Raw genomic sequence first — 19,587 nt, 5'->3', positions numbered from 1 at the left:
AGATGCCGGTTTTTTCGCCCGTATTCAAGGACGAGTGGCCGGTTAACTTGTTGAAGATCCAATTCTTTTGAGGTGACATATGTCTGCACAGCCGTTTGACGATCGCGATGGTTTTATCTGGTACAACGGGAAACTGATTCCCTGGCGCGAGGCCCAGTTTCATGTCCTGACCCATGGCCTGCATTATGCCAGCAGTGTGTTCGAGGGCCAGCGCGCCTACAGCGGCAAGGTGTTCAAATCGCGGGAGCACAGCGAGAGGCTGATCAACTCCGGCCGTATTCTCGGTTTCGAAATTCCTTACAGCGCCGAGCAGATCGACGCCGCCATTGAAGAGACCGTCAAAGCCAATGGCCTTACTGACGCCTATATCCGTCCCGTTGCCTGGCGCGGTGCGGAAACCATGGGCGTGGCCACCAAGGGCTCCAAGGTTCACCTGGCCATCGCCACCTGGGTGTGGCCGTCCTATTTCAGCCCGGAAGCCCGCGAGAAGGGCCTGCGCCTGCATCTGGCCGAGTGGCGCCGTCCGGCCCCGCATACCGCGCCGGTCCGGGCCAAGGCGGCGGGCCTCTATATGATTGCCTCCATGAACAAGGATGCGGCCAGCGCCGAGGGTTTTGATGACGCGCTGATGATGGATTACAAGGGCCGGGTCGCCGAAGCCACCGGCGCCAATATCTTCTTCATCAAGGACGGCAAGCTGCATACCCCGACTGTGGAATGCGTGCTTGACGGCATCACCCGCCAGACCGCCATCGAACTGGCGGAACGGCGCGGCATCGAAGTCATTGTCCGCGACATCTGGCCCGAGGAAATGGCCGACTTTGATGGCGCCTTCCTGACCGGCACTGCCGCCGAGATCGCCCCGCTTGGCGAAATCGGCCCCTATAAATATGCGGTCCAGGAGCTGTGCAAGGACCTGATGGACGACTATACAAACCTGGTCAACGGCCGCCTCTGAGCCGGATCGGACAAACGAGAATAACGAAAAGGCCGGAGAGGAAACTCTCCGGTTTTTTATTACTCAGGAATCTATTGTTTTAATGTAGCTTCCTAAGTAACGTTTTTCTGACGAAAATATCCGGGGGTTACTGATGCTAAATGAACACGACTTGCTTTCTCTGAGAGAGAAAGTTTTGATGGCCATGGATACAACATTGCCTCTTCACGAATTTCTCGAACATAGCTTTGGGATCTGGTCGACCTTGATGAGGCTGGGTTTAGATAAGGATGAGGACTTGAACTATTTGCAAGAGCTGGATTCAGATCTAGATAGTTTTCCTATCGGTCCAATAAGAAAGTTTTGGAATGCGGATGCCTTGGCCAAGGAAGATCAGAAAATAGAAAATCTATATAGTGATGTAAAGGATGAGCTTCCCAAGATTTACAACATAATATTGGGGAAAATCGATCGAGAACTAGAAAGATTTAATCAGCTATAATTGTCTCTCGTTGCGGAATAAAAAAGGCCGGAGAGTTTCCTCTCCGGCCTTCTTCGTCAATAATCTCCGGTAAAAGATTATTTGTTCTTTTTCGCCCTCTTGTAGGCCTTCAGCTGCTGGGCTTCTTCCTTGGTGATCTTGGCGATGCCGCGGATGAACAGATGCTCGTCTTTCAGCAGCAGGCCGCTGCGGCCGTAAGGGCAGAGGTTCTCGCCGGTCTTGCTGTAGATCGCCAGCTGTTCCTCGAACATCAGGTTGTAGGTGGTTGGTGCGACTTCCAGCAGATAGGGATGGTTGCGGGTCGGCGCATAAAGGAGCAGGTGGGTGCGGTCGAGCGCGGTCCAGCTGTCGATGGTGCGGATGAAAATACAGTCGTTTTCCCTGCTCAGCCGCTTGGTCATCTCCTTATACTGCTCATCGGTCAGCGGCGCCGGTTCGGCCGTGGCGGCTTCCTCGACGGGCACTTTTCCGCCACTGTCCGCGGCCCAGGCGCCAAGACTGGTAAAAGGGGTGGCAAACAGGGTCAGGGCGGCAAACATCAACATCAGCTTTTTCATTTTCTGTCTCCAGTCGCGATTTGTGACACTATTATATTCATAATATCTGAACCTGACTTGAACGGCCGGTTCAGGCATTGATCAGGATCATGCCGCCCGAAACTCCGTTATTTCAGGCCCAGCACCTCTTCGCCCTGGATGAAATAGACATCCACCGGGATGTTGGCCCTGGCGAGCCGGTCCAGGTCGGCGGCGAGCGCCTCATGGACCACGCCCTGTTCAGCCAGAAGCTTCTTCGCCCCGTCATAATCGCCGTCCCCCTGCAGGGTCAGGATCAGGCGGCTGAGCCCGGCGACGGCTTCCTCAAAGGCGTCGAAGTTAATATGGTAATGGCCGCTGTCGTCGCGGCTGAAGGCGCCGGCCTCCTGGAAATAATTAAAGCGCACCATATTGGCCTGGCCGTGCGCCTCGGTGGCGCCGAAGCGGACCGAGCGGAAAATACCGGCGAGGAAAGTGGTGTAATAATCCATCAGCTCGCCTTCGGGCAGTTCACCCTTCTCATGCAGCTTGGCGACCATATAGAGACCGAGGATGTCGGCCTTGCCTTCTTCCAGGGCGCTGGCGGTTTCCTTGAGCGCGGCCCGCACCGTGCCGGTACCGTCGAGGGTGTTTTTGATGCCGAGCCCATGCGCCACTTCATGGAACATGGTGTTGGCGAAAAAGGCGTTGAAGGTGATATGCTGGCGCTGGTCCGGCGCGATCAGCACCTCGCTCAGCGGCAGCATGATCTGGTCGAACTTGGCCTTCATGGCGTTTTTCAGCTGCAGGCGGCGGGTGCCCTTGGCCAGCTGCACCTGTTCGTCATTGGGCAGGTTGATGGCGATGGTCTTGGAACCGGCGTTATTGTGGCCCGCATAATAGATCACGTCATAGGCATTGAGGTCAGAGTCCGTCCCTGGCACTTCGGCTTTATATTCTTCCGGCACCGGCAGGCCCCGCTGCAGTTCCGGCAGGAAAGCGGCATATTTGCTCAATCGTTCGCTCCAGGCCATGTCCTTGAGCAGGACATAGGATTCATAGGCGGCGCGATAGCCGAACAGCCGGTCCTCATAGGTTTCGATCGGGCCGATCACCAGCTCGACCGGATTGCTTTTCATGTCCATCCAGGCCATGTCGCTGGCCTGGAAGTCGTCGCTGAGAATGGCATCGGCCCGCATGCGCAGATAGTTGGCAAATTCTGCATTCTGCGCCAGCCGGCTGGCAGCGCGAAGCTCTTCCGCCACTTTTTCCAGCTTGATGGCATAGGCTTTATGATAGGGGACAAGGGTCAGGTTGCCGGCATCGTCCCGGTGCACCAGGCTGTAGAGCCCGTCCTTGTCGGGATTGTCCCAGGCCTCGAATTCCGTTTTGCTCATGTCGGCCGGATAGAACCGGGCGCCCAGCGGCTTTTCGCCGACACCGGTCAGGAACGGTTTGTCGCTGTCGAGCCGGTCCCAGGGACCGTAATTGTGGCGGACGAATTCTTTGGCGTCCTCCGGCAGGTCGGCATCGAGCAGTTTGTTTTTATCGCCATAGGCCTGCAGCCAGTAGAGCTCGTCCATGGTTTCTGACGCGCTGATCAGGATTTTCAGCATTTCCTTCTGGTTGTCGCTGTAGGCGGACAGGTCGGCCGTCAGCGTATAGGGCGCATAAATGTCGGCCCGCTTGCGGGCTTCCTCGGACACCCAGGTCATTTTGGTGGTTTCTGCGGTTTTGGCTTCGGGGGCCTTTTCCTCCGGTCCGCAGGCGGAGAGGGTAACAAGGCAGGTGGCGGAAGCCAGCAGGAGTGAGATTTTTGATTTCATGATATCCCCATGTATTGGATTTTTGTTATGGGGCCAGTTTTACAGATTGGCGGGCAGAGATAAAGCCATAAAAAAACCACTTCCGTGATACTCAGCAGAAAATTTCTGACAAAGCGGAAGTGGCGACCCGTGCCCTGGAGCACAGGAGAATATGCCCTCATTGATAGCAAGAAGCATACCAGTCAGGAAAAACCACAAAAAATCAACGGGATATATATTTCATTAAAATGAGGGTTTTCTAATACTGTAAAAAATGCCGACAAGTATGGTGAAGGGAGTCCCGATTCTGGAAAATCGTCAGCTCTTCCAGCGGTCCCGGGCCGCATCGTCTTCGGCTTTGGCGTCCACCCATGATTCCCCGTCGGTCGTGGCTTCCTTCTTCCAGAAGGGCGCGTCGGTCTTGAGCCAGTCCATCAGGAACGCGGCGGCCTCAAAGGCAGCCTGGCGGTGGGGGGAGGCGGTCAGCACCAGGACGATCTGCTCGCCTGGTTGGAGGGTGCCGTAGCGGTGGATCACGGTCAGGTCCTGCAACGGCCAGCGCCGCTCGGCTTCTTTGGCAATATTCGTGAGCTGCTTTTCCGCCATGCCCGGGAAATGCTCGAGCGTCATGCTTGTCAGCGATCCCGGCGGCATATCGCGCACCAGGCCGGTAAAGCTGACCATGGCGCCGATGTCGGTACGGCTGCCGCGCAGGGCGGCACTTTCCTGCTCCAGCGAGAAATCCTCTGTCTGGACGGAAATTTTCATGGTTCAGCCTCCGGTCATGGGCGGGAAGACCGCCACTTCGTCGCTGTCGCAAACCGGATGGTCCAGATCCACATAGACTTCGTTGACTGCGATGCGGATGCGATTCATGTCTTCCAGGGCGCGGGTATAATTGTCTCCCCGGCCGCGCAGGTGCGCCAGCAGATCGCCTGCAGTTTTGATTTCAGCCGGTAGAGAGAGATCCTCTTCCGAGGTGCCGACATCTTCCCGTACCCTGGCGAAATAAAGCAGCTTCATGGTTCAGTCCATATGCTTGAGGCCGGCGCGGAGATAGTCATAGCCGGTATAGAGGGTCAGGAGTGCGGCGATCCACAGGCAGGCATCGCCGATCTCGATGGACGGGATCGCCTTGGGCGAGGCCTCGCCCACCAGCAGGAAGCCGAGGGCAAAAATCTGGATGGTGGTTTTCCACTTGGCCAGTTTGGTGACCGGCACGCTGACTTTCAGCTCGGCCAGGAATTCCCGGAGGCCGGAGACCAGAAACTCGCGGCACAGGATCACCACGGCGGCCAGCACCGACAGGCCGGAGATGCGTTCGACCGCCACCATCATCATCAGGGCGGCGGCAATCAGCAGCTTGTCGGCGATCGGGTCCATGAAGGCGCCCAGCTTGGAAGACTGTTTCAGTCGGCGGGCGAGATAACCATCAAAAAAGTCGGTGATTCCGGCCAGGGCGAAAATGGCGAAGCCGATCCAGTTGCCCACATGTCCCTCGATATAGAAGGACCCCACCAGCAGCGGGATCATCAGGATACGGGACAATGTCAGAATGTTGGGCAGATTAAACATGGGACTCTGGCTTCTTATCGGGTCTACCGCCTTATATAAGCCAAGCGCGGGCAACTGCCAATAGACTCTTGCGAAAAGTTAAGGTCAGTCGTTGTCGTGGAAATAGTCATAGATCGACTGGGCCAGCGTTTTGCTGATCCCTTCGACCCGGCCCAGGTCCTCCAGCGCGGCCCCGGCCACCGCCTTGGCGGAGCCGAAATGCATCAGTAGCGCTTTTTTGCGTCGCGGCCCCACGCCGGGCAGGCCGTCGAGCAGCGATTTCTGCATCGTCTTGCCGCGTTGCTGGCGGTGGCTGCCGATGGCGAAGCGATGGGACTCATCGCGCAGCCGCTGCAGGAAATAGAGTACCGGATCATTGGGGGCAAGTTTGAACGGTTCTTTGCCGGGCAGATAGAAATCCTCCCGTCCGGCATTACGATCCGGTCCCTTGGCGATGGAGACGATGGCGATATCCTCCAGACCCAGGTCGGCGAGGATTTCCATCACCGCGCTGAGCTGCCCCTTGCCGCCGTCGATCACTAGCAGGTCAGGCCAACTGGCGTCGTCCCGGTCCGGGTTTTCCCGGAGCTGGCGGCTGAAGCGGCGGGTCATCACTTCCCGCATCATGGCGAAGTCGTCACCTGGGGTCAGCTTGTCCGACTTGATGTTGAACTTGCGGTAGGCATTTTTCTCGAACCCTTCCGGGCCGGCCACGATCATGGCGCCGAGCGCATTGGTGCCGGAGATATGGCTGTTGTCATAAACCTCGATACGGTTCGGCGGGTTTTCCAGGTCGAAGACCCGGGCCACACCCTCCAGCAGCTTTTTCTGGCTGGCGCTCTCGGTAAGTTTGCGGCCCAGGGCTTCGCGGGCGTTTTTCTCCACCAGCGCCACCATATTGAACTTCTCGCCCCGTTGCGGGAAGGTGATCTTGACGGCCCGGCCGGCTTTCATGCTGAGTGCTTCCTGCAGCAGTTTTTTCTGGGCCATATGGGCGTTGACCAGGATCAGCCTCGGCGGTTCCTTGTTGTCGTAAAACTGCGACATGAAGGCCGGCAGCACTTCGTCAATGGCCTGGTCCTTGTCATGGCGCGGGAAATAGGCCTTGTTGCCCCAGTTCTGCCCGGCGCGGTAAAAGAAGACCTGGATACAGGTTTGTCCGCCCTCCTGGAAGGCGGCGATGATATCCGCATCCTCCAGATGTCCCTGGTTGATGTCCTGGCGCGACTGGACCGCCGCCAGCGCCTTGAGCCGGTCGCGGTAGACGGCCGCCAGTTCGAATTCCATCCGGTCGCTGGCCTCGATCATTTTGTCGGTCATGACCTTTTTGATTTCCTGGCTTTTGCCGCTCAGGAAGTCGCGGGCCGACTGCACCAGGGCGTCATATTCCTCGTGTGTGATCTTGTCCACACAGGGCGCTGCACAGCGCTTGATTTGATACAGCAGGCAGGGCCGGGTGCGGTGGCTGAAGACATTGTCCGAACAGGTCCGCAACAGAAAGGCCTTCTGCAGAATGTGGAGGCTGTAATTGACCGCGCTGACCGAGGCAAAGGGGCCGAAATAGATGCTGCCGTCCTTGCGCGCACCGCGATGTTTCATGACCCGGGGAGAGGGGTGTGACATGTCGATGCGGATATAGGGGAACGACTTGTCGTCGCGCAGCAGTACATTATAGGGTGGTTTGAAGCGCTTGATCAGGCTGGCTTCCAGAAGCAGGGCCTCCACCTCGGTATTGGTGGTGACAAATTCCATACTACGGGTCAGGGTCACCATGCGGCCAATGCGGTAGCCGAGGCCGCGCAGGTTGGCATAGTTGGAAACCCGGTTCTTCAGGCTCTTGGCCTTGCCCACGTAGAGGACCTTCTCATGTTCATCCAGCATCCGATATACCCCCGGTTTGCCCGGCAGGGTTTTGAGATAGGATTTTATGACCTCGACGCCTTCATTCATGACTAGAGTCTATACCTGAAAATTTGCAGTGACTGAACTGCCGATTTTGGTCTGATTGCGTTACAATCAATATTAGAAAAAGCAAAACAATAGATTAACAAATCGTAAAAAGCCTTGTGAATCAAGCAGTAACAAAAATGTCAAAGAGTCGCCATCAAATCTATCCACGTAACCTGTGGATAACTCGGTGCATAACTTTTTGACAGAATGTTGAAGACGGCAGTAACTCTGGGGTTTTATCAAATTGCATAAAAAATGTGCATTGAAAGCAAGTTATTGAAAATAAACAATAAAAACAAAGTCAAGGGGGCTTTTGAAATTGTTTTTCCAGCGAGTACTACACATTTGTTACGCTAAATAACTGTCTGTCTATTGCTGTGCACAACTTATGAGGATTCGGCCGGTTATCTGCTTGATTTTCAAGCCCTTAAACTGAACCGTAGCGACTTTTCAGAGTTTGCGGCTGCGTTCGATTTCGACACCGACGCTGGCGGTGTTGGAAAAGGCCTCCAGTTTCTCCACGCGGACCCTGACGGTGGCAACGCGGGCATCCTGGAGATTCATCTGGGCAATGTTTTCCGCCAGGGTTTCCACCAGATGGATATGACCGGAATGGACCATGGTTTCAATATTGTTCACGATCGCCTCGTAGCACAGGACGTTGTTGATGTCGTCCTGCAGGGGGTGTTCGCTTTCTTCAACCGCGAGATCGACGCTGATCTTGATTTTCTGGGCCTTTTCCTTTTCGTGGTCATAGATGCCGATGTGCCCGTCGATGATCAGGTCATTGACAAAGACATGACGCAGGGACTTGGCGGCATTGGCCAACTTCAGAGGTGTCAGGTTACTTTTCTGCATAACTATCCGGCCCAAGATTATTAGTTAGTATGGGTAACAAAAAACACTGTTTAATCGCAAATTCGAAAAAGCGCAATTTCTTTTGTGTTTTTTTGCCTCAGCCGGCCAGGTGGCGGCTGAGATAGAGAAGATATCCCATATAACCGAGAGTGAGCAGGGCGCCCCAGGAACGGGTCAATTCCTTGTTTCGCAGGGCAAAGGGGAACACCATCAGGGAGGCGCCAAGCATGACCCAGAGATCGAGGGTCAGGAAATCCCTTGGCACCGGTACCGGAGTGGTCAGGGCGGTGGCGCCCATGATCGCGAACAGGTTGAAGATATTGCTGCCGATCACGTTGCCAAAGGCCACATCGCCATGTCTATGCTTGGCGGCCATGATGACGGTCATCAGTTCCGGCAGGGAGGTGCCGATGGCAACGATGGTCAGGCCGATGACGGCTTTCGGGACCCCGAAATCTGAGGCAATGATCACGGCGCCGTCCACCAGGATGTGGGCGCCGTACACCAGACCCGCCAGTCCGCCGGCCAGATAGACGATGGATTTCCACAGGGCCAGCGGCTTTTCCGGCACCCCTTCCACATCTTCCAGGGCTTCCCGGGCCAGTCTGCGGGTTTTGCGGGTTTCCCGGTAGGAGTGAAACAGGTAACCGAACAACAGCAGCAAAAGCAGGCTGCCGTGCCACCAGCGCAGCGGGGCGGTAAAGCACAGCAGGATAAAAAGAACGCTGCTGACCAGCATGATGAAATAGTTGTTGCGGACTTCAAGGTTGTAGCAGGTGAAGGGAATGATCAGCGCCGGCAGGCCCATGACCAGCAGAATGTTGGCCGTGTTGCTCCCCACCACATTGCCGAGCGCCAGGGTCGGTGCGCCGGACAGGGCGGCATCCACGCCGACCACGAGCTCAGGCGCGGACGTCCCGAAGGCGACAACAGTTAAACCGATAACCACTTTGCTGATGCCCAGCCGGTAGGCCATGGATACGGCGCCGCCAACCAGCATGTCCCCTGCAATGACAAGAAGAACCAGACCACCAACAACCTGAATATATTCCATAACTCTCTGTACCGGTAATGAATGTGCTTGGCATCTTATATAGGTCCCGGAGATCGATGCCTAGGGGGCGGGGCGAAAAAAAGACGATTTCAGATTTTTGCCCAGCGTCCGGCCAGGACCTTTTTATAGAGATCATGCTGTCTTTCAGCCACTGATACCCAGTCCAGTGATTTCATGGAGGCGGCGATCGCATCGTGGTCCCAGTTTTTGCTGTAAAAATCTGCCAGCGCCTGGGCCAGGGCTTCCGGACTGCGTTCCTTGAGCAAAATCCCTTTGCTGTCGTCGACGATTTCCGGGATGCCGCCCACACTGGTGGCAATGACCGGCGTGCCGCAGGCCAGGCTTTCCAGGATAACATTCGGCATGCCTTCCATGCTGGACATCAGCAGAACGGCGTCGGCATGGACATAGTAACGGGCCAGGTCCCGCTGGGGCACATGGCCGAGGAAAATCACCCGGTCGAAGATGGCCAGATCCCGCGCCAGCTGCTTGAGGGCTTTTTCCTCCGGCCCCTGGCCGATGATGATCAGTTTTTTATCGGGCAGGCTCGACAACGCCCTGAGGGCAATATCATGTCCCTTGAGCGGCACCAGGTTGCCAACAGACAGGAGATAGTCCTGATGGGTGGTCGGTTTGTGCTCCCGGTGGAACACGGTTTCGTCCACGCCGTTGGGCAGGACAACCAGTTTTTCTTCGGCCACGCCATACTCCATCAGGGACTTCTTCAGGGCCTGGCTGACGCAGATGACCGCATCGGCATAGTCGATGGCGTCGAGGATTTTCGTTCGGGCGTCTTCCCGTGTCATCCAGTAATTCACATCACTGCCGCGGGCGGTCAGCACCAGCGGCTTGTCTAGTTTGCAGGCGACATAGGCGGCAGCGACACCATCGGGATAGAGATACTGGCCGTCGATCAGGTCGAATTGTTCGGCATGGTTGAAAACTTCCGCGATAACGCTGCCGGCGGCCTTCTCCATGGCCCGGCCGACATCGACCAGGCCGGTCCCGGGGATGGTCGTATAACGGGGGTGATAAACTTCTATGCCGTTCTGGTTTTCCCGCTCCGGGACGCCGGCATAAAGTCTGAAGCGGTGACCGGGGAGCCAGGACAGCACCGGCGCCCAGGCGACCGGGGCGATGACTGTGCGGCTGAACCCGGGGATTTTATCCAGATATTCGAACCGGGTTTTGACAAAAATGCCATGCCGGGGCTGCAGGCAGTTCGGATAGAGTGATGTGATTGTCAGGATATGCATATCCAGTGTCCCGGCCCCTGATGCTCTGATTTCCCAACCAGATTAACAGCGGGCAAGGAACTGGTCAAACATCATCAGTGTCCACAGCGGCGCACTGAAGTCCCGGACGCCGGATTGGTGCTGGTCGACCAGCTGTTGCAGGTAGTCGGCATCGAAATAGCCGCTGTCCTTCATGCGTTCGCTGAGCACGGATTCGCGGATCTTGTCCTTGAGTTCCTCCCGGAACCAGCGGCCGAGCGGCACGGCGAAGCCCATTTTCTTGCGATACAGGATGTCGTCGGACAGCCGGCCCTCGAGCGATTTCTTGAAGATATATTTGCCCTCGCTGCCCTTCAGTTTCATGTCGGAGGGCAGGGTGGCGATCCATTCCACCAGATGATGGTCGAGCAGCGGCACACGCACTTCCAGCGAATGGGCCATGGAGGCCCGGTCGACCTTGGTCAGGATGTCGCCGACCAGATAGGTCTTGAGGTCCAGGTACTGGATCAGGGACAGCGGATCGTCGGTGTCGGCCTCTTTGGCATGGCGTTCGAACACCTGCAGCGCTTCATAATCCTGCAGGTCGTTTTTGAAACCGGTGCTGAACAGTTTCTGCTTCATGTCCTTCTTGAAGATGGACACGCCGTAGAAATAAGCCTCCACCGAATTGCGGGCCAGTCCCTGGAAGGTGGTTTTGGCGCGCAGGAACCGGGGTGCCCAATCCAGTTTCGGGTAAAGCTCGCCCAGTGGGCCGAACACTGCCTTGCGCAATCCGTACGGCAACATCTGGCGCGGCCGTTCTTCCAGCATATGCAGCCAGTAGCGACGGTAGCCGGCGAGGTTTTCATCGCCGCCGTCGCCGGACAGCGCCACAGTGACCCGCTCCCGGGCCAGCTCGCACACCCGGTAGGTGGGCAGTGCGGAACTGTCCGCATAGGGTTCGTCATAGACGTCCATCAGCTGGTCCACCAGGGAATAGTCATTGGGGTCCACTTCCCGGGTCCAGTGATTGGTTTTATATTGTTTGGCCACTTCGTTGGCGTAATCGATCTCGTTGAACTTGGGATCGGAAAAGGCGATGGAGCAGGTATTGACCGGCTTGTCGTCAATGGTGGCCATATCGGCGACCACGGCGCTGGAATCCACGCCGCCGGACAGGAACGCGCCGAGCGGCACATCGGCGACCATGCGGATTTTGACCGCCTCGCGGATACGGGCGGACAGTTCGTCTTTGGCGTCGTCGAACTTGCCGCGGTAGCTGGGATCAAACTGCACGTTCCAGTATTGGGTGATTTTTTTGTTGCCGGTGGCCATGTCCACGGTCAGGGTATGGCCCGGCTCCAGCCGGTAGACATCTTCATAGATGGTGTGCGGTTCCGCCACATAGCCGAGGGAGAAATAATCCTCCACGCTCTGCGGGCGCATTTTCCTGTTGAGGCCCGGATAGACGGTCAGCGCCTTGTGCTCGGAGCCGAAAATCAGGGTGTCGTCGCCCACATTGGCGTAAAACAGCGGCTTGATGCCCAGCCGGTCCCGGGCCAGGAACACCTTGCCCGCGCGCTTGTCATGGATGGCATAGGCGAACATGCCGCGGATCCGCCTGACGCTTTCCTCGCCCCAGGCATGATAGGCGTTCATGATCACTTCCGTATCGCAGTGGGTGCGGAAGCTGTAGCCCAGCGCCTCCAGTTCTTTCCTGATTTCCGGGAAGTTATAGATTTCACCGTTGTAGACAATGCAGACCTGTTTGTCTTCGGTATACATGGGCTGCTGGCCGCTGCTCAGGTCGATGATTGACAGCCGGCGGTGGCCGAGGGCGACGCCGGCATCAAGGAACTGGCCTTCTTCGTCCGGGCCGCGGTGATAGATGGCGTCCATCATTTTTTTAAGAAGGACCTGGTCCGGGCGCCTGTCCGGTCGGGTGACGATGCCAACAATGCCGCACATTTTCTTTTTCTTCCCCTTGCTGGAGTCCGGACTTTACCTGAATGTATGCCCGTCATTTATGATCATAATATGATAAACATGCCGCGCAATTTTTAAAATGTGGTTAAGTCGGTGTTTTTTCTGGAATAATACATGAAACGGGCTGCTCTGCCAGCCGGATCTCCGCCGGCAGGCGCCCGGCCGGATCACCGTCCATCTGGTAAGGGTGATCCTGCTCGGAGCTGATCGATACCTGCCGGGCTTCCACGGTCGTGACATCGCTTCTCAGCCACAGGCGGCGGTTGAGAAAGGACCAGCCATAGGACAGTAAGGCCCGGAGCCCCTTTTTATGCAGCATCACCACCTGGAGGCTGGGCGTATAAAGATCCGCATGCGGCACCAGCACCATGCTGCCGCCATAGAGCTTGCCACGGCTGACAATTACCGACGATGTCCGATAGTCGCGGCCGTCTGCGGTGACAGTCATTTGCAGGTCAGGATAGCTGAACATATATTGCAGGAACCTGATCCCGTAGGCGGCGCCGCCGATCAGCCGTTTGAGCTTCAGGTTGACCCGGTGCACCACATGGCTGTCGAGGCCGCAGCTGACCATCAGCAGGAAATAGCGGCCGTTGCAGCAGCCGGGCACGATCTGTCGCCGCCTGCCGTGGAGGATGTTGTCGGTGATCCTGTCAACCGACCTGCCGAGGCCGATTTCCCGGGCGAACACATTGACGGTGCCCATGGGCAGAAAGGCGAGGGGGATGGTGCTGCCATACAGTCCGTTCAGTACTTCGTTGAGGGTGCCGTCGCCGCCGGCGGCGACCACCACATCGGGGGCGTCCGGGATCGCCTGTCGGGCAAGTTCGGCGGCGTGGCCGGAATGGCAGGTTTCCCTGAGGACAAGCTGGCAGCCCGCCCGGCGCAGGCGATCCATAACACGATGGAATTTGCGAAGGTTTCTCCGCCCGGCCCCCGGATTGTAAATCACTGTGATGCGGCGACGCGAGTCGGACTGTTCGGCAGCGGCGGCGGACATATTTTCCCCTCAAGAGACGCAACGGTGACACTGTAGTAACCCTGTGCGGCCATTACCACAATAAAATGGGGCATTTTTTGGCTTGATCTTGTTAACCATATATGTATTAGAATTTATATAAATGGTAATGTATTTGTATTGAAGGTGATCATAATGTTTCTGGATCTTGGCTTGGGGACACGACTGAAAAGGCTATATGAACGACTGGCCACGGACATGGAGAAGATCTATGCGGAAAGCGGCATCGATTTCCGGGTGCGTTATTTCCCGGTGATTTACCCCCTGGCCCAGGAAGAAGAGGGGCAGACCATTGCCGAACTGGCCCAGCTTTGCGGCCTCAGCCACTCGGCCATCAGCCAGATTGTCAAACAGCTGCATGGCCGGAAGCTGCTGGACATGGAAACCGGCGAGGATGCCCGCAGCCGGGTGGTGCGCCTGAGCGGGGAAGGGCGCAAGCTGGTCGAGCAGCTGGAACCGCTGTGGGGCGCTGCCGAACGGGCGATCATTGGCGTGCGCCAGGAGTGCGAGGTCGATATCCTGCAGGCGCTGGCCGAAGTGGAGCTGGCCCTGGACCGGCGTTCCCTGTACCAGCGGGTCATGGAGGAAGCCGGCCGCAAGCAGCCTGCCGAGGTTGAGATCGTGCCCTTTCACGTCAACTATGCCGACGCCTGGTTTGACATCAACCGCCAATGGCTCGAGGCCTATTTCGAGATGGAGGAGGAGGACCTGAAGAACCTGCGGGACCCGGAAGGCCAGGTGCTGGCCAGGGGCGGGGAGATCTACATCGCCCTGCTGGACGGGGAGCCGGTCGGGGTGGTGGCGCTCAAACACCAGGGCGACGGCGCGTTCGAGGTCAGCAAAATGGGGGTTCTGGAGCAGGCCCGCGGCCATGGCATCGGCGAAAAACTGCTGGCCCATGTGATCGACCGCTTCGAGGCCCGGGGCGGCAGCCATCTCTATCTGGAAACCAGCACCAGACTGACCCCGGCCATCTCCCTTTATGAGAAATACGGCTTCCGCGAGGCGCCGCTCAGGGAAGACAGCCCCTTCGCCCGGGCCGACCATCACATGATCTGGCAGGGCCGGGATGCAGGGCGGAAGCCAGAGGAAAGGAAAGCGTCATGAAATGTATCGGCCTGATCGGCGGCATCAGCTGGGAAAGCACGGCTTCCTACTATAAACTAATGAACCGCATGGTGGCGGACCGGCTCGGCGGCCATCATTCCGCCCGGCTGCTGCTGTGGTCGTTTGATTTTGCCGAGATCGAGGAACTGCAGGTGACCGGCGACTGGGACCGGCTGCATGACATGATGATCCGGGCCGGGCGCACCCTGCAGGATGGCGGCGCCGATGCGCTGGTGATCTGCGCCAACACCATGCACAAGAGCGCCGACCTGATGGCGGACAGCCTCTATGCGCCGATCCTGCACGTCTGTGACGTGACCGCGCGCGAGATCAGGAAGCAGGGCTGCAGCAGACCGATCCTGCTCGGCACCCGCTACACCATGGAGCAGGACTTCTACCGCGACCGGCTGGTGCGCAACGGCGTCGAGGCGATCGTGCCGGATAAGGCAGACCGCGACCGGGTGCATTGCGTGATCTTTGACGACCTGGTCAGGGGCAGGACCCCGCCGGCGTCGAAACAGGCCTATCTGGAGATCATCAACCGGCTGGTGGCGGAGCAGGGGGCGGACAGCGTCATCCTCGGCTGCACCGAAATCGGCCTGCTGATCAGCCAGGAGGATCTGGCCATTCCGGTGTTCGACACCACCATCCTCCATGCCGAGGCGGCGGTCGACTTCGCTCTTCAGGATTAGGGGAGAAGAGTAGGGTCTACATCAGGCCCTTTTCGGCGAGCCGCTGCTGCATGGTCTGGGCCAGGGTCATCAGGCCGTTGCCGGGCCGGACCATGACCTCGAAATTTGTGATCTGGCCGTCGTCGTTCCAGCGGATCAGGTCGATGCCCTTGAGGCTGACCTTGCCGATATTGGCGGAAAACTCCAGCGCCATCTCGTTGCCGTCGACCCATTCCCGGTGATATGTGAAATTCTCGAACACATCGACCACGGTGGAAAGAATGCCGAGCGCCTTGTCGCGGCCCTGGTAGGGGGTCCAGACAAACGGCGAGTTGAACTCGACCTCGGGATGCAGCAGTTGGCTCAGCAGCGCCAGGTCCTTGTCAAACACCGCCTTGTGCCACTCTGTCAATCTCGTATCCGTGCTCATGATATATCTCCCAGCGATAAAGTGTGAGGATACCAGTCCCGGCAAAGGGCGGCAAGCAACAGAGCTGAATAGGGGTGTGTTACCCGGTGTATGACTCAGGGGTGAATCAGCCCCCTAAAACAGCAGAATCACCCGAATCCGGGCCAGATAACACACCTGTAACACACCCCTGATACACCTCCAGGCCATATTTTTTATCCCGTAACCCATTGAAAAATAAGGAAAGGATAAAATTCTTTCCGATTGTTGTTGACCTTTTCCGTTTAGGTGTTATACATAACTACAACAGCAACGCGATATAACACTATATCAGCTACGGAGATACCAAGGCATTGTGCCGAAGGAAATTAAAGGAGAATAGAAATGACCATCTTTACTGACAGCATCGACCGCAACAGCTTCATCGGTCTTGTCACCAACGGTGTAAAAGTCGCCAAACCGCGCCGCTTCAAAAAAGTGGAAGGCGCTTCCATGCTGGCAAGCTTCGCCATTCTGTCTGCCCTGGTGATCGGCACCATCGCCGCCGGGACCGTGACCCAGCAGAAAGTTGAAACCGCCCGTTATGCCGCGGCTGTCGCACAGCAGCACAACGTATGATCCTGGGCATAATGATGGGGATAGCCAGAGCCGGGGCCGGGCGCACATGAAGGCAGGATCTTCCTCCCTCCCTGTAAAGCCCGCCTGAATAAGGCATGGACGGTTAGCAAAAAGTAGAATATGATAATCGTTCTTAACAGCCCTGCCGGACGTGTCCGGTCCCGACATCTGGAAGTACCGCGGTGATTGCACGAACCAAACGCTGGATCTATAACCTGCTCGGCATCCTGTTCTTCATCACCGGATTTATCGGCCTGTTCCTGCCGGTCCTGCCCACCACCATTTTCATGATCCTCGCCCTCTGGGCCTTTTCCAACGGCTCGGAACGCTTCCACAACTGGCTCTACCACCATCCGCGCTTCGGCCCGCCGCTGCAACAGTGGCAGGACAGGGGCGTGATCCCCAGGAAAGGTAAAATCACCGCCGTCGTGGTGATGAGCGGCAGCGCCGTCTACCTGCTGTTCTTTTCCGACGCCCCGGTGATCGCGGTCTGCTCGGCCATCCTGTGCATGAATTTTGTCGCCCTCTATATCCTGACCCGGCCCTCGCAATGAGGCTCTCTTGCTGCCCGGTCGGCACGGGCAAAAAATATTTTCAAAAAGCCGCAAAATGCCGCTCCGGATTAATCTTTACTTTACCAGACTCTAATACGCTCAGCACAGTAACTGAGTAAACCAATTGAAGGTTGCCGGCCCATGTTCCCGAGGGATCCCGATTTCGACGACAAAAAAGTACGGCGTGTTGATGACGCCTATCCCGGTTATGTCATCAAAGAGGTCCTCGATATTCTCGATGTGGGGGCCGTGACCTATGTGCGCTCGGTCGAGGCCGGGATCAAGCTGTTCAACGAAAAACCCTGGGATTGCGTGTTTGTCGACTGCCTGAAACAGGGCGGCGAGGGCTTCCGGCTGCTCGAGGCGGTGCGCCGCAACCCCGACGAGGATAAAATCCGCACCCCGGTCATCCTCTGCACCGCCTTCACCGAACGGCTCAATGTGTGCCGGGCGCGGGACCTGGGCGCCAACGAAATCCTCGCCAAGCCGGTCTCGCCCGACCAGATCCTGGTCAAGCTCGCCTGCGCCCTGTTCAAGCAGCGCGAATTCATCCAGGCGCCGGGCTATGTCGGCCCGTGCCGGCGGCGGCGGCAGACGGACTGGAGCGGCAAGGAGGAACGGCGCGCCGCGGGCGCGGCGACTACGGAAGAGATAACGGAGGCGGAAGTCAAGGAGGTCGCCCATGGGCGTTAGCAAATTTTCACCGGCCGTGCAGGCCAGACTGGCCCGGGCCAACGCGATGATCGCCGAAGAGGCGGACACCTACGCCCATATGATGCAGGCGGAGCTGGTCGAGCTCGCCATGGCCATGTCGGAACGGGACTACACCAGGATGCATGATATCGCCTATGACATCGAAAGCCGGGCCGGGACCTTTGACTGGCCGCTGGTGACCCAGGCGGCGGGCATGATGCGGGAGCTGATCAACGAGGGCCACGGCTTATGCCCGGCCATGGAAGCGATCCGCGACAGCATCGCCCTGATGATGCGCAATGATCTGAAAGGCATGACGGCGGAGGGCCGCGTGCTGCTGGAGACCCTGAGGGCCGCGGTCAAGCGCGAGCTCGGCACTTAATTCGGGTCTTGGATTGAGGTTTTAAAATCGCGGGAAATATACTCTGGAATTCCTGCGCCAAGTCGTCGTTCCCGTTCCGGGCAGTCCTTCGGCCCGGGTGGTTTCCCCCGCCGCCCGGTCCTTGCCCGGGCGGGAACGATGTCCTTTCTCTGAGATTTCCGAGAAAGCAGTATGTTTATATTGTCACACATCTAAAAACTAATTTGGATCAGCGCAGAACTTAAAATGAACTCAAGTCGCTGATGCTAAAGATGCTCTGCAATTTTTAGTTAACTGTGATGAGGTTTCAAAATATCGTCGGCTCAAAAGATTAATTTATATGCTTGGTCCAGATTGTGCTTATTTCTATTATTAGAGATGTAGTGAATGATTCTTGGTTAAAAGCTGCTTGTTCGAGTTCTCTTTATAATTTAATATGGGATTTATTATGAAACGCGAAGTTGTGTGGGAAAATCAATCTGTTTTGAAATTTGCACAAGACATAGATCCCGTAGAAAAAATGGAAGAGACGGCGCAGTCATTAGTTTTAGACGCTGTTGATATGGGATGGCAGGGGCCACCATTTGATCCTCTGGAACTTGCAGCGTTGCGAGGTATTGTCGTCCGCCCTAACGCATCAGTTCCCGATGCTCGTATTTTTCAAGAAACTTCCAATTACATCATTGAATACAACCCGAATAAGTCATTGGGGCGTGTAAACTTTTCTATAGCTCATGAGATTGCCCATACCTTCTTTGACGATTGGGCAGAAAAGACAAGGTATAGGACAAAACAAAGTATTGATGAGAAAAATTGGCAACTCGAAATGCTTTGTAACATTGGAGCTGCCGAAATCCTCATGCCTATTGGCTCTATTTCGGACAACTTTGACACTCCAAAGCCAATCGAGGAAGTTATGAAACTACGGCAGAGGTTTCAAGTTTCCACAGAGGCGATGCTTATTCGAATGGCAAAAGTCGCAAAATTTCCAGCCATTAGTTTTGCGGTTTCGAAAGTAAAAACCGATAAGGGTAGTGAATATAGATTGGATTATGCTATTCCGTCATCTTCTTGGCCACATGGTAAGGTGGAAGGTCTTAAAATCAAGGATTCCAGATGCTTTGATGAATGCGTGGCAATTGGGACAACATCGAATGCTATCGAGATTTGGTCTGATGATTTGCCCGAACTGAAAGTTGAGGCGGTAGGTCTCCCCCCTTATCCTGGAACAAGTGAAATAAGGATTGCGGGCTTCGCGTATCCTAATAATGATGGAAAAACTCTCTCCTCAAAAATTGAATATCGTCATGGCGACGCATCAGAATTTTCCTCTTCTTCAGATTCCGCAATTGTACATTTGGTAAATAATAAAGCGAGAAGTTGGGGAGGTTTTGGGTTTGCACGGGCTTTGGCCCGAAAATATCCGTCGGCGAATGCAGATTATCGTAGATGGGTAACGAATTTTAAGGAAAAATTCCGACTTGGTAACTTTCATTCGTTTTCGATTGAGGAAAATCGGTATATTGCAAGCTTGATAGCCCAATCTGGCTACGGAGAATCATCCAAACCGCGTATTCGTTATTCAGCCCTATATGCTGCGTTCGAAAAATTGGCCGAATACTTAATCGAGAAAAATATATTAGATGTTCAAATGCCGCGTATAGGGGCGGGGCAAGCTGGTGGAAATTGGAATGTGATCGAGGGGATTATTTTAGAAACCTTGGTACTAAGAAATATTAACGTTAAAATTTATGATCTACCCCCAAAATGATTTGACGAGA

At 56.1% G+C, this 19,587-nt stretch carries 21 protein-coding genes; 9 read left to right on the top strand and 12 right to left on the bottom strand.

Annotated features, from left to right (window positions below; translation table 11 throughout):
- Positions 1-79 precede the first annotated feature (79 nt).
- Entirely contained in the window at positions 80-958 is an 879-nt protein-coding gene (locus tag FIV46_RS11555; RefSeq protein ID WP_139941086.1) for a branched-chain amino acid aminotransferase, read from the top strand.
- 133 nt (positions 959-1,091) lie between these two features.
- Entirely contained in the window at positions 1,092-1,439 is a 348-nt protein-coding gene (locus FIV46_RS11550; RefSeq protein ID WP_139941085.1) for a hypothetical protein, read from the top strand.
- Positions 1,440-1,516: 77 nt separating this feature from the next.
- On the opposite strand, the gene FIV46_RS11545 is transcribed toward FIV46_RS11550, so the two are convergent.
- The 11 genes from FIV46_RS11545 to FIV46_RS11495 all read right to left on the bottom strand — a co-directional run bounded on the left by FIV46_RS11545 (position 1,517) and on the right by FIV46_RS11495 (position 13,375).
- Positions 1,517-1,996 carry a DUF6491 family protein gene (locus FIV46_RS11545; protein ID WP_139941084.1) on the bottom strand — a complete coding sequence of 160 codons (480 nt, stop codon included), beginning with the start codon at positions 1,994-1,996 and terminating at the stop codon, positions 1,517-1,519.
- 107 nt (positions 1,997-2,103) lie between these two features.
- Positions 2,104-3,780 (bottom strand): dipeptidyl-peptidase 3 family protein, encoded by a 1,677-nt coding sequence (locus FIV46_RS11540; protein ID WP_139941083.1) that lies wholly within the window; start codon positions 3,778-3,780, stop codon positions 2,104-2,106.
- Between the two features lie 297 nt (positions 3,781-4,077).
- Positions 4,078-4,527, bottom strand: a complete 450-nt coding sequence (locus tag FIV46_RS11535; RefSeq protein WP_139941082.1) for a molybdenum cofactor biosynthesis protein MoaE — start codon at positions 4,525-4,527, stop codon at positions 4,078-4,080.
- Positions 4,528-4,530: 3 nt separating this feature from the next.
- Positions 4,531-4,782 (bottom strand): molybdopterin converting factor subunit 1, encoded by a 252-nt coding sequence (gene moaD / locus FIV46_RS11530; protein ID WP_139941081.1) that lies wholly within the window; start codon positions 4,780-4,782, stop codon positions 4,531-4,533.
- 3 nt (positions 4,783-4,785) lie between these two features.
- Positions 4,786-5,334, bottom strand: a complete 549-nt coding sequence (pgsA, locus tag FIV46_RS11525) for a CDP-diacylglycerol--glycerol-3-phosphate 3-phosphatidyltransferase (RefSeq protein ID WP_139941080.1) — start codon at positions 5,332-5,334, stop codon at positions 4,786-4,788.
- Between the two features lie 84 nt (positions 5,335-5,418).
- Complete coding sequence (gene uvrC / locus FIV46_RS11520; RefSeq protein WP_139941079.1) at positions 5,419-7,263, bottom strand: excinuclease ABC subunit UvrC; 1,845 nt, start codon at positions 7,261-7,263, stop codon at positions 5,419-5,421.
- A gap of 450 nt (positions 7,264-7,713) precedes the next feature.
- Positions 7,714-8,121 (bottom strand): dihydroneopterin aldolase, encoded by a 408-nt coding sequence (gene folB / locus FIV46_RS11515; protein WP_139941078.1) that lies wholly within the window; start codon positions 8,119-8,121, stop codon positions 7,714-7,716.
- Positions 8,122-8,218: 97 nt separating this feature from the next.
- Positions 8,219-9,175 (bottom strand): calcium/sodium antiporter, encoded by a 957-nt coding sequence (locus tag FIV46_RS11510; protein WP_139941077.1) that lies wholly within the window; start codon positions 9,173-9,175, stop codon positions 8,219-8,221.
- Between the two features lie 89 nt (positions 9,176-9,264).
- Positions 9,265-10,431 carry a glycosyltransferase gene (locus FIV46_RS11505; RefSeq protein WP_139941076.1) on the bottom strand — a complete coding sequence of 389 codons (1,167 nt, stop codon included), beginning with the start codon at positions 10,429-10,431 and terminating at the stop codon, positions 9,265-9,267.
- 42 nt (positions 10,432-10,473) lie between these two features.
- On the bottom strand, positions 10,474-12,357 hold the full coding sequence (locus FIV46_RS11500; RefSeq protein WP_139941075.1) for an XrtA/PEP-CTERM system amidotransferase: 1,884 nt from the start codon (positions 12,355-12,357) through the stop codon (positions 10,474-10,476).
- A gap of 103 nt (positions 12,358-12,460) precedes the next feature.
- Complete coding sequence (locus FIV46_RS11495; protein ID WP_139941074.1) at positions 12,461-13,375, bottom strand: diacylglycerol/lipid kinase family protein; 915 nt, start codon at positions 13,373-13,375, stop codon at positions 12,461-12,463.
- 153 nt (positions 13,376-13,528) lie between these two features.
- Here FIV46_RS11495 and FIV46_RS11490 point away from each other — a divergent pair, with 153 nt between their 5' ends.
- Together FIV46_RS11490 and FIV46_RS11485 are read left to right on the top strand one after the other, a co-directional pair.
- Positions 13,529-14,500 carry a bifunctional helix-turn-helix transcriptional regulator/GNAT family N-acetyltransferase gene (locus FIV46_RS11490; protein ID WP_139941073.1) on the top strand — a complete coding sequence of 324 codons (972 nt, stop codon included), beginning with the start codon at positions 13,529-13,531 and terminating at the stop codon, positions 14,498-14,500.
- Complete coding sequence (locus FIV46_RS11485; RefSeq protein WP_139941072.1) at positions 14,497-15,192, top strand: aspartate/glutamate racemase family protein; 696 nt, start codon at positions 14,497-14,499, stop codon at positions 15,190-15,192. The genes FIV46_RS11490 and FIV46_RS11485 overlap by 4 nt, the downstream gene beginning before the upstream one ends.
- A gap of 16 nt (positions 15,193-15,208) precedes the next feature.
- Here FIV46_RS11485 and FIV46_RS11480 read toward each other — a convergent pair whose 3' ends face one another.
- Positions 15,209-15,601 carry a nuclear transport factor 2 family protein gene (locus FIV46_RS11480; RefSeq protein WP_139941071.1) on the bottom strand — a complete coding sequence of 131 codons (393 nt, stop codon included), beginning with the start codon at positions 15,599-15,601 and terminating at the stop codon, positions 15,209-15,211.
- Positions 15,602-15,964: 363 nt separating this feature from the next.
- Between FIV46_RS11480 and FIV46_RS11475 the strand changes: the two genes are divergently transcribed.
- From FIV46_RS11475 to FIV46_RS11455, 5 genes are all read left to right on the top strand, one after another.
- The gene (locus tag FIV46_RS11475; RefSeq protein ID WP_139941070.1) at positions 15,965-16,198 is read left to right on the top strand and encodes a hypothetical protein; all 234 of its coding nucleotides are present in this window, start codon (positions 15,965-15,967) and stop codon (positions 16,196-16,198) included.
- Between the two features lie 182 nt (positions 16,199-16,380).
- Positions 16,381-16,752 (top strand): YbaN family protein, encoded by a 372-nt coding sequence (locus FIV46_RS11470; RefSeq protein WP_139941069.1) that lies wholly within the window; start codon positions 16,381-16,383, stop codon positions 16,750-16,752.
- 141 nt (positions 16,753-16,893) lie between these two features.
- Complete coding sequence (locus FIV46_RS11465; RefSeq protein WP_139941068.1) at positions 16,894-17,445, top strand: response regulator; 552 nt, start codon at positions 16,894-16,896, stop codon at positions 17,443-17,445.
- A complete protein-coding gene (locus FIV46_RS11460; protein ID WP_139941067.1) occupies positions 17,435-17,827 on the top strand; it encodes a hypothetical protein in 393 nt (130 codons plus the stop codon). The genes FIV46_RS11465 and FIV46_RS11460 overlap by 11 nt, the downstream gene beginning before the upstream one ends.
- Positions 17,828-18,254: 427 nt before the next feature.
- Positions 18,255-19,577, top strand: coding sequence for an ImmA/IrrE family metallo-endopeptidase (locus tag FIV46_RS11455; RefSeq protein WP_181163214.1), 1,323 nt, complete (start codon positions 18,255-18,257; stop codon positions 19,575-19,577).
- Positions 19,578-19,587 lie beyond the last annotated feature (10 nt).

The sequence above is a fragment of the Emcibacter nanhaiensis genome, assembly GCF_006385175.1.
Classification (GTDB): domain Bacteria; phylum Pseudomonadota; class Alphaproteobacteria; order Sphingomonadales; family Emcibacteraceae; genus Emcibacter; species Emcibacter nanhaiensis.
Note: the sequence above shows the minus strand (reverse complement) of the source record. Positions and strands in the feature narration are given on the sequence as shown.

Coding starts and splice junctions, on each gene's coding strand:
- FIV46_RS11510 (WP_139941077.1), bottom strand. CDS start 9,175: ATGGAATATATTCAGGTTGTTGGTGGTCTGGTTCTTCTTGTCATTGCA.
- folB (WP_139941078.1), bottom strand. CDS start 8,121: ATGCAGAAAAGTAACCTGACACCTCTGAAGTTGGCCAATGCCGCCAAG.
- FIV46_RS11465 (WP_139941068.1), top strand. CDS start 16,894: ATGTTCCCGAGGGATCCCGATTTCGACGACAAAAAAGTACGGCGTGTT.
- FIV46_RS11490 (WP_139941073.1), top strand. CDS start 13,529: ATGTTTCTGGATCTTGGCTTGGGGACACGACTGAAAAGGCTATATGAA.
- FIV46_RS11545 (WP_139941084.1), bottom strand. CDS start 1,996: ATGAAAAAGCTGATGTTGATGTTTGCCGCCCTGACCCTGTTTGCCACC.
- FIV46_RS11480 (WP_139941071.1), bottom strand. CDS start 15,601: ATGAGCACGGATACGAGATTGACAGAGTGGCACAAGGCGGTGTTTGAC.
- FIV46_RS11535 (WP_139941082.1), bottom strand. CDS start 4,527: ATGAAAATTTCCGTCCAGACAGAGGATTTCTCGCTGGAGCAGGAAAGT.
- FIV46_RS11475 (WP_139941070.1), top strand. CDS start 15,965: ATGACCATCTTTACTGACAGCATCGACCGCAACAGCTTCATCGGTCTT.
- uvrC (WP_139941079.1), bottom strand. CDS start 7,263: ATGAATGAAGGCGTCGAGGTCATAAAATCCTATCTCAAAACCCTGCCG.
- moaD (WP_139941081.1), bottom strand. CDS start 4,782: ATGAAGCTGCTTTATTTCGCCAGGGTACGGGAAGATGTCGGCACCTCG.
- FIV46_RS11550 (WP_139941085.1), top strand. CDS start 1,092: ATGCTAAATGAACACGACTTGCTTTCTCTGAGAGAGAAAGTTTTGATG.
- FIV46_RS11500 (WP_139941075.1), bottom strand. CDS start 12,357: ATGTGCGGCATTGTTGGCATCGTCACCCGACCGGACAGGCGCCCGGAC.
- pgsA (WP_139941080.1), bottom strand. CDS start 5,334: ATGTTTAATCTGCCCAACATTCTGACATTGTCCCGTATCCTGATGATC.
- FIV46_RS11540 (WP_139941083.1), bottom strand. CDS start 3,780: ATGAAATCAAAAATCTCACTCCTGCTGGCTTCCGCCACCTGCCTTGTT.
- FIV46_RS11495 (WP_139941074.1), bottom strand. CDS start 13,375: ATGTCCGCCGCCGCTGCCGAACAGTCCGACTCGCGTCGCCGCATCACA.
- FIV46_RS11455 (WP_181163214.1), top strand. CDS start 18,255: ATGAAACGCGAAGTTGTGTGGGAAAATCAATCTGTTTTGAAATTTGCA.
- FIV46_RS11460 (WP_139941067.1), top strand. CDS start 17,435: ATGGGCGTTAGCAAATTTTCACCGGCCGTGCAGGCCAGACTGGCCCGG.
- FIV46_RS11555 (WP_139941086.1), top strand. CDS start 80: ATGTCTGCACAGCCGTTTGACGATCGCGATGGTTTTATCTGGTACAAC.
- FIV46_RS11485 (WP_139941072.1), top strand. CDS start 14,497: ATGAAATGTATCGGCCTGATCGGCGGCATCAGCTGGGAAAGCACGGCT.
- FIV46_RS11505 (WP_139941076.1), bottom strand. CDS start 10,431: ATGCATATCCTGACAATCACATCACTCTATCCGAACTGCCTGCAGCCC.